Here is an 8,332-nt window from a genome sequence, read left to right as displayed (position 1 = left end):
GACCAGTGACGATCCCGTAAGCAACGATCAGGTGCAAGACGATGACAATGGCGATACCAGTCAAATTCTTCCCGGGGTTCTTCTCATGCGAAAAATTCATCCTGCTTTCTCCAATACCAACCTTTTTTTGTTGCTACCAAACCCACAAAACACGACAAAATGCTAAGAGCCGCATCCGGGACATCGGCGAATTATACCTACGAATTCTTTTTTTTCCATACATTTTTACACCATCAAAGAGAAGGTATTTGTCTGTAAAAACAGGCAAGGAATGTAATCAAAAAGGAAGCGGCGCAGGCATCCGGATGGTGGGATAAGTTGTGCGTTTTGCAATGTAATGTGGGCCCCCTTCATAACAAGTGGAACATGAGGCGGAAAACGCCATTTGACCGAATTTTCTACGAAGATTTTGCAATATGGCAAATAACATAAGAAATATTCATAGCGTTTCCGCCAACTATATCGAAGTTCGATTGCGAAAGGCGTACTGTTGAAACGGTTTTCCTTCTATATCAGAAGGCCCGGCCATAACTAGCGCTTATGTAGATACAGGCGAATGATATGGCTCACTAACCACGTTAGATGTTAGTGGAACTACGCCGAAAGGGGAAGGGGGTTGCGCTCGGATGGAAGAAAAAAATGCCCGCGCAGGGAAGCGCGGGCCGGAGGGTCAGTAACGTGCGCGCTTCTCGCGGCGGCACTCCAGGCTGCTCACGACACGCCCGGATGGGTCAACGGTCTCGAGGCGGACATCGAAGCCCCACAGCCTTGCGACGTGCTTCAGGACTTCATGCGCCTGCTGGTTCAGGGGGCGGCGCTGGAACTGGGTATGGCGCAAGGTCAGCGCGCGGTCGTCCCGCGTATTGACCTGCCAGACCTGGATGTTCGGTTCGCGGTTGCCTAGATTATATTGATCGGCCAGCTGTTGGCGCACATAGCGGTATCCCGCTTCGTCGTGGATGGCCGAAATCGTCAGCTTGTCGCTGCGGTCGTCGTCCAGTACGGCGAAGAAGTGGAACTCGCGGATCAGCTTGGGCGACAGGTACTGGGCAATGAAGCTCTCGTCCTTGAAGTTGCGCATGGCGAAGTCGAGCGTCTTGATCCAGTCGCTGCCCGCAATATCCGGGAACCAGGCGCGGTCTTCGTCCGTCGGGTCTTCGCAGATGCGCTTGATGTCGGTCATCATCGCAAAGCCCAGCGCATACGGATTAATGCCACTGTAATAAGGGCTCGTGGCGGGCGGCTGGTAGACGACGTTCGTATGGCTCTGGAGGAATTCCAGCATGAAGCCGTCGCCGACGATGCCTTCCTTATAGAGCTCCTGCAGGATCGTATAGTGCCAGAAGGTCGCCCAGCCCTCGTTCATGACCTGGGTCTGGCGCTGTGGATAGAAATACTGCGAGATCTTGCGCGTGATCCGTACGAGTTCACGCTGCCACGGTTCCAGCAGCGGCGCGTACTTCTCGATAAAGTAGAGCAGGTTTTCCTCGGGCTCGGGCGGGAAACGCATGGGCGCCTGGTCGCGGACCTGTTCCTCACGCCGCGGCAGGGTGCGCCACAACTCGTTGACCTGCGACTGCATGTATTCCTCGCGCTCCTTCTGGCGCGCCGCTTCCTGCGCCACGGACAGCTTGGCCGGCCGCTTGTAGCGGTCCACCCCATAATTCTGCAGGGCATGGCAGGAATCGAGCAGCTCTTCGACGGCGTCGATGCCATGACGCTGTTCGCACTCGGCAATATAGTTCTTCGCAAAGACCATATAGTCGACGATGGCGTCGGCATCGGTCCAGGTCCGGAACAGATAATTGCCTTTGAAGAAAGAATTATGGCCGTAGGCCGCGTGCGCGATCACGAGGGCCTGCATCGTCAGACTGTTTTCCTCCATCAGATAGGCGATGCAGGGATTCGAGTTGATGACGATTTCGTACGCGAGGCCCATCTGGCCCCGCTTGTAGCTCTTTTCCGTCGTCAGGAAATGCTTGCCGAACGACCAGTGGTTGTACGAGACGGGCATGCCGACGGACGTGTACGCGTCCATCATTTGCTCGGCCGTGATGATTTCGAGCTGGTTGGGGTAGGTGTCCAGGCCAAATTTCCTGGCCACCCGGCGGATTTCCTCGTGCGCCTGTTCGATCAGATCGAACGTCCATTCCGATTGCTCGGGCAGGGCGCGCGGGTTGTTGGGGTCTCTTGGCATGGCGGGCCTCGCTACTTGGGCTGCTTCTTGAACAACTCCCGGAACACCGGATAGATGTCGGCCGGCGTCACGATCTTCTGCATGGCGAAGTTCTGGTGCGTGGTCGCCACCTCGGCATACTGCTCCCACAGGTTCTGCGGGGGGCCGTCGGTGATCTCGACATACGTGTAGTACTGGACCTTGGGCATGATCGCGCTGGTCAGGATCTGCCTGCACAGCACGGAATCATTGTCCCAGTTGTCGCCGTCCGAAGCCTGCGCCACGTAGCTGTTCCAGTCGCCATTGCTGTAGCGCTCGCTGATGACCTTGTTCAGCAGGTGCAGCGCCGACGACACGACGGTGCCGCCCGATTCGCGCGAGTGGAAGAACTCGTTCTCGTCGACCTCGGCCGCCGCCGTGTGGTGGCGGATGAAGACGACGTCGATCCGTTCGTAGACCCGCTTGAGGAACAGGTACAGCAGGATGAAGAAGCGCTTGGCGGTGTCCTTGCGGCTTTCATCCATCGATCCCGACACGTCCATGACGCAGAACATGACGGCCGCCGTCGACGGCTTCGGGATCTTGATCCGGTTGCTGTAACGCAAATCAATCGGATCGATGAATGGAATCGCCAGCAGGCGCGTGTGCAGGTGATGGATCTTGTGCTTGAGTTCGATGACCAGCGGGTCGTCGTCCTCGACACCCTGCTCGCGCAGGTCGCGCAACTGGTGTTCGAGGGCCGTCAGTTGCTTGCGCGACGGGCCGCCCACTGCGATGCGCCGGCCGAGCGCACCGCGCAGGGAGCGCAGCACGTGGATGTTCGACGGTGTGCCGGAGATGTTGTAGCCGGCGCGCTGGTTCTTGTATTCGACAACCTGGGTCAGCTGCGTCTTGACCATGTTCGGCAGCTCGAGGTCTTCGAAGAAATAATTCATGAATTCTTCACGGCTGAGCTCGAAGATGAAATCGTCTTCGGTGGTCTGCTCGCTGTTGCCAGCACGGCCGCGGCCGGCGCCCCCGCCACCGCCGCGCGGACGGTTGATCTGGTCGCCTTTCTGGTACTCCGTGTTACCGGGGTTGACGGTCTCCCACACGCCCCCATGGGCATGTCCGAAGCGGGGTTCGTTCACGTCCTTGACGGGAATCGAAACCTTTTCGCCATTTTCGACATCGGTGATCGAGCGACCCTTGATCGCCCGGCCCACCGCATCCTTGATTTGCGCCTTATAGCGGCGCAAGAATCGTTCGCGGTTGACCGCAGACTTGTTCTTGCCCTGCAAGCGTCGGTCGATGAGGTAAGTCAAAACAGGCCTCCTGCTGAAATTCGCGGCGGGCCGGAACCTTCCCGGGTCCCCTATAGTGTAACGCGCCGCGTCGTAACGTGGTTGGCGTCGCGGATTCGGTAGGTCGCCTTGTGCCGGCCCACCGGTCCTGCCTGGCGGACGCTCGTCCGTCCGCCCCCACGCTCCTGGTTTTGCGATGGCCTTTACGAGGACTTACGCACGCGCAGGTACCATTCGCACAGCAAACGGACCTGCTTGGGCGTATAGCCTTTCTCGACCATACGGGCAACGAAGTCGGCGTGCTTGGTTGCATCTTCCGCGCTGGCTTTCGCGTTGAACGAAATCACCGGGAGCAGTTCTTCGGTATTCGAGAACATCTTCTTCTCGATCACCGAGCGGAACTTCTCATAGCTGGTCCACGCAGGATTCTTGCCGCCGTTGGTCGCCCGCGCGCGCAGCGCGAAGTTGACGATCTCGTTGCGGAAATCCTTCGGGTTCGAAATGCCGGCCGGCTTCTCGATCTTCTCGAGCTCGGCGTTCAGCGTTTCGCGGTCGAAGCTCTCGCCCGTGTCCGGATCGCGGAATTCCTGGTCCTGGATCCAGAAGTCGGCGAACGTGACATAGCGGTCGAAGATGTTCTGGCCATACTCGGAATAGCTTTCCAGGTAGGCCGTCTGGATCTCCTTGCCGATGAAGTCGACGTAGCGGTTCGCCAGGTGCTCCTTGATATAGGACAGGTAGCGCTGTTCGGTCTCGGGTTGGAATTGCTCGCGCTCGATCTGCTGTTCGAGGACATACAGCAGGTGCACGGGGTTGGCTGCCACCTCGGTATTGTCGAAGTTGAAGACCTTGGACAGGATCTTGAACGCGAAGCGGGTCGACAGGCCGTTCATGCCTTCGTCCACGCCGGCATAGTCGACGTATTCGTGCAGCGACTTGGCTTTCGGGTCCGTGTCCTTCAGGTTTTCGCCGTCGTACACGAGCATCTTCGAATAGACGCTCGAATTTTCCGGATCCTTCAGGCGCGACAGGATCGCGAACTGGGCCATCATGCGCAGCGTGCCCGGGGCGCAGGGCGCCTTGTCGAGCGAGGAATTGCGCAGCAGCTTGTCGTAGATCTTGATCTCGTCCGACACGCGCAGGCAATACGGCACCTTCACGATATAGATCCGGTCGAGGAATGCCTCGTTGTTGCGGTTGTTGCGGAAGGTCTTCCACTCCGATTCGTTCGAGTGCGCCAGGATGATGCCTTCGAACGGGATCGCGCCGAAGCCCTCGGTACCCTTGTAGTTGCCTTCCTGCGTGGCCGTCAGCAGCGGGTGCAGCACCTTGATGGGCGCCTTGAACATCTCGACGAATTCCATCAGGCCCTGGTTCGCCAGGCACAGGCCGCCGGAATAGCTGTAGGCGTCCGGGTCGTCCTGCGCATAGTCTTCCAGCTTGCGGATGTCGACTTTGCCGACCAGCGAGGAAATGTCCTGGTTGTTCTCGTCGCCCGGCTCCGTCTTCGAGATCGCGACCTGCTTGAGGATCGACGGATAACGCTTGACGACGCGGAACTTGTTGATGTCGCCGCCGAATTCGTGCAGGCGCTTGACGGCCCACGGGCTCGGGATCGCGCGCAGGAAGCGGCGCGGGATGCCGTAGTCTTCCTCGAGGATGGCGCCATCCTCTTCCTCGTTGAACAGGCCGAGCGGCGATTCGTTCACCGGCGAGCCTTTCAGCGCATAGAACGGTACCTGTTCCATCAGATGCTTGAGCTTTTCGGCGATCGACGATTTACCGCCGCCGACCGGTCCCAGCAAATAAAGAATCTGCTTGCGCTCTTCCAGGCCTTGCGCCGCGTGACGGAAATAGGAAACGACCTGTTCGATCACTTCTTCCATGCCGTAGAACTCGCGGAAAGCGGGATAGACCTTGATGACCTTGTTGGCGAAGATGCGCGACAGGCGCGGGTCGAGGCGGGTGTCGACCAGGGTGGGTTCGCCGATTGCGGCCAGCATGCGCTCGGGAGCGCTGGCGTAAGTCAGGGGATCTTTTTTGCAAAGCTGAAGGTACTCAGACAGGGAGTATTCCTCTTCCCGGGTACGCTCATAGCGGGCTGCGTAGTTATCAAAAATGGTCATGTGAATGTCCTCTAATGTGCTAACACTGATCACTGTCTGGCGGCCGTTGAAGTTCGCCGCCGAAGCCCCGGTTTTGGCAGGTGGACGTCGATAAACCTGCTGCGCGTTGCAGTTTTATTCTGCGATGCTCGCTGTACTCGAGTACAGCTGCGCTTCTCGAACAAAACTGCTGCCGCTCGCGACGGTTTCTCGAAGCCCCCGTGTTTCTCGTTGGGGTCGCCGTKTGGATCTGGAGGTCAGAAGATCTGACACAAAACGAAGGGCGATGTTCTTGTTCTCATCCGGTTTCCATCGGGACCTTGCGGAGCCCGCTGTCGTGGATCGTTGCTGAAGCAACGTCCGTGACCGGTTTGTTAGCGCCCGCTGAGAGCGTCTTCTTACGCTTATGAAATTTATTATCTGCCTATTAGTTCTGGAAGTCAAAACAGTGTTACACACTTGTGTTGCACAACCCTAAGTTATTGAAAAAGATAAGGAAAATAGCTATTTTTTTAGATAATTCGAACCCGCTGTTTGCACCGGATTCAATGGTATCGACGCCATTTCTGGCCAGGACTTTTGATCCTCCATCCATGCGTATGTTTATTAATTGGTAAGCAAATAGTGCACCATCTGGCTAAGCAGTGGCGCACGGGTATCGCGCCCGCATATACATGGAATTCTTCAATGAAATGAGATGCTTGCAGCCATGCGCTACACTGCTTGCCTGAACCTATTCCACCGATCCATCGCGGAGATCCCATGCTGAACGAACAGCTGCGCCACCTGCTGCAGGCCATGCCGAAGGCAGAATTGCACATCCATATCGAGGGCTCCCTCGAGCCCGAGCTGATTTTTGAGTTAGCGCAAAGGAATGGTGTGACGCTGCCCTACGCGTCGGTTGAAGCGTTGCGTCAAGCGTACGCTTTCACCGACCTGCAGTCTTTCCTTGACATCTATTACGCTGGCGCAAGCGTACTGTTGACCGAACAGGACTTCTACGACATGACGATGGCGTATCTGAAGCGCGCTGCGGCCGACAACGTCCGCCATGCCGAGATCTTTTTCGATCCGCAGACGCACACGGCGCGCGACGTGCCCTTCCAGACCGTCATCGACGGCATCTGGCGCGCCTGCCAGGACGGCCCCATCAGTGCGACGCTGATCATGTGTTTCCTGCGCCACCTGTCCGAGGACGACGCCATTGCCACGCTAGAAGAAGCGTTGCCGTTCTGCGACAAGATCATCGGCGTGGGCCTCGATTCGTCCGAAGTCGGCCACCCGCCGGAAAAATTCGCGCGCGTGTTCGAGCGCGCCCGCAACCTCGGCCTGCGCCTCGTCGCTCATGCCGGCGAAGAGGGCCCGCCGGCCTATATCGAGAGCGCACTGGACGTGCTCAACGTCGACCGCATCGACCACGGCGTGCGCTGCCTCGAGGATCCAGTGCTGGTCGAACGGCTGGCGCGCGAGCAGATGGCGCTGACCGTGTGTCCGTTGTCGAATGTCAAGCTGCGCGTATTCGACGTGATGGGCGACAGCAACCTGCGCCGCCTGCTCGACGCGGGCCTCGTCGCCACCGTGAATTCGGACGATCCGGCCTATTTCGGGGGTTACGTCAACGACAACTACCTGGCCGCGTTCGACGCGCTGCCGCTCGACGCCGGCCACGCGCGCCAGCTCGCGAAGAACAGTTTCAGCGCGGCCTTCCTCGAGCCGGAGCGCCAGCGCGCGTACCTGGCCGAGGTGGATGCGTTCTTCGACGCGGCATGACGATGCTGAAGCAGTCCCTGCGCATGACCGCGCGCGACTGGCGCGCCGGCGAATTGCGCTTCCTGCTGGTGGCGCTCGTGGTCGCGGTGGCGGCGCTGGCGGCGGTCGGCTTCTTCGTCGACCGCATGCGCGCGGGACTGAACCGCGACGCCCGCCAGCTGCTCGGCGCCGACCTGCTCGTGAACGCCGACCAGCCCCTGCGCCAGGACTGGCGCGACGAGGCGGCGCGGCGCGGCCTGAAGCTGGCCGACACGGTGACCTTTCCCAGCATGGCGCAAGCGGGGCAGGGCGATGCGTCGCAGGCCCTGCTGGCGTCCGTCAAGGCCGTGTCACCGGACTATCCGCTGCGCGGCAGCATGCGCGTGACGACGAGCCCGATTGATGCCAGCGAGGCCCTCGGCGACCTCACGCACGACACGCCGGCACCGGGCACCGTCTGGGTCGACGTCAACCTGTTGCCCCCGCTGCGGGCGAAGGTCGGCTCCAACATCCAGCTCGGCGACAAGAGTTTCAGGATCGCACGCCTGATCGCGTCCGAACCCGACCGTGGCGCGTCGTTCGCCAACTTCGCGCCGCGCGTGATGCTGGCGCTCGCGGACCTGAAAGCCACCGGCCTCGTCGACGCCTACGCCCGCGTCACCTACCGCATGCAGGTGGCGGCGAAGTCGCCGAACGACCTGGCCGCCGTCGCGGATTACGAACGCTGGCTGCGCGCGCGCATCGCCGCCGACAACGTCCGCGGCGTGCGCATCGAGACGCTGGAAAACGGCCGGCCCGAGATGCGCTCGACGATCGACCGCGCCGAGCGCTTCCTGGCGCTCGTGGGCCTGCTGTCGGCGATGCTGGCCGCGGTGGCCGTCGCGATGGCCGCGCGCCGTTTCATGCAGCGCCACCTGGACGCCTGCGCCATGCTGCGTTGCCTCGGCATGACGCAGAACGAGGTCGGCATGTTGTTCCTCATCGAGTTCGCCCTCGTGGGCCTCGCCGGCAGCGTGCTC

5 protein-coding genes are annotated in these 8,332 nt (G+C 59.8%); 2 read left to right on the top strand and 3 right to left on the bottom strand.

The features are described from left to right. Positions 1 to 670: 670 nt before the first annotated feature. The 3 genes from AC1DYX_RS24550 to AC1DYX_RS24540 all read right to left on the bottom strand — a co-directional run bounded on the left by AC1DYX_RS24550 (position 671) and on the right by AC1DYX_RS24540 (position 5,585). Complete coding sequence (locus tag AC1DYX_RS24550) at positions 671 to 2,197, bottom strand: SpoVR family protein (RefSeq protein WP_477263730.1); 1,527 nt, start codon at positions 2,195 to 2,197, stop codon at positions 671 to 673. An 11-nt stretch (positions 2,198 to 2,208) separates the two neighbouring features. Continuing rightward, positions 2,209 to 3,480 carry a YeaH/YhbH family protein gene (locus tag AC1DYX_RS24545; RefSeq protein ID WP_477263728.1) on the bottom strand — a complete coding sequence of 424 codons (1,272 nt, stop codon included), beginning with the start codon at positions 3,478 to 3,480 and terminating at the stop codon, positions 2,209 to 2,211. 182 nt (positions 3,481 to 3,662) lie between these two features. Continuing rightward, positions 3,663 to 5,585 (bottom strand): PrkA family serine protein kinase, encoded by a 1,923-nt coding sequence (locus AC1DYX_RS24540; protein WP_477263726.1) that lies wholly within the window; start codon positions 5,583 to 5,585, stop codon positions 3,663 to 3,665. A gap of 741 nt (positions 5,586 to 6,326) precedes the next feature. Between AC1DYX_RS24540 and AC1DYX_RS24535 the strand changes: the two genes are divergently transcribed. Continuing rightward, on the top strand, positions 6,327 to 7,334 hold the full coding sequence (locus tag AC1DYX_RS24535) for an adenosine deaminase (RefSeq protein ID WP_477263724.1): 1,008 nt from the start codon (positions 6,327 to 6,329) through the stop codon (positions 7,332 to 7,334). A gap of 2 nt (positions 7,335 to 7,336) precedes the next feature. Further along, positions 7,337 to 8,332, top strand: a 996-nt coding sequence (locus tag AC1DYX_RS24530) for an ABC transporter permease (RefSeq protein WP_477263722.1), incomplete at its 3' end; no start/stop codon positions are given.

The sequence above is a fragment of the Massilia sp. P2_C2 genome (assembly GCF_056404615.1).
The sequence above is the reverse complement of the archived record's forward strand: the minus strand, read 5'-3'. Positions and strand labels throughout refer to the sequence as shown.

Bases quoted from the DNA above. Each gene is read 5' to 3' on its own strand.
- AC1DYX_RS24550 (WP_477263730.1), bottom strand. From the start codon at position 2,197: ATGCCAAGAGACCCCAACAACCCGCGCGCCCTGCCCGAGCAATCGGAA.
- AC1DYX_RS24540 (WP_477263726.1), bottom strand. From the start codon at position 5,585: ATGACCATTTTTGATAACTACGCAGCCCGCTATGAGCGTACCCGGGAA.
- AC1DYX_RS24535 (WP_477263724.1), top strand. From the start codon at position 6,327: ATGCTGAACGAACAGCTGCGCCACCTGCTGCAGGCCATGCCGAAGGCA.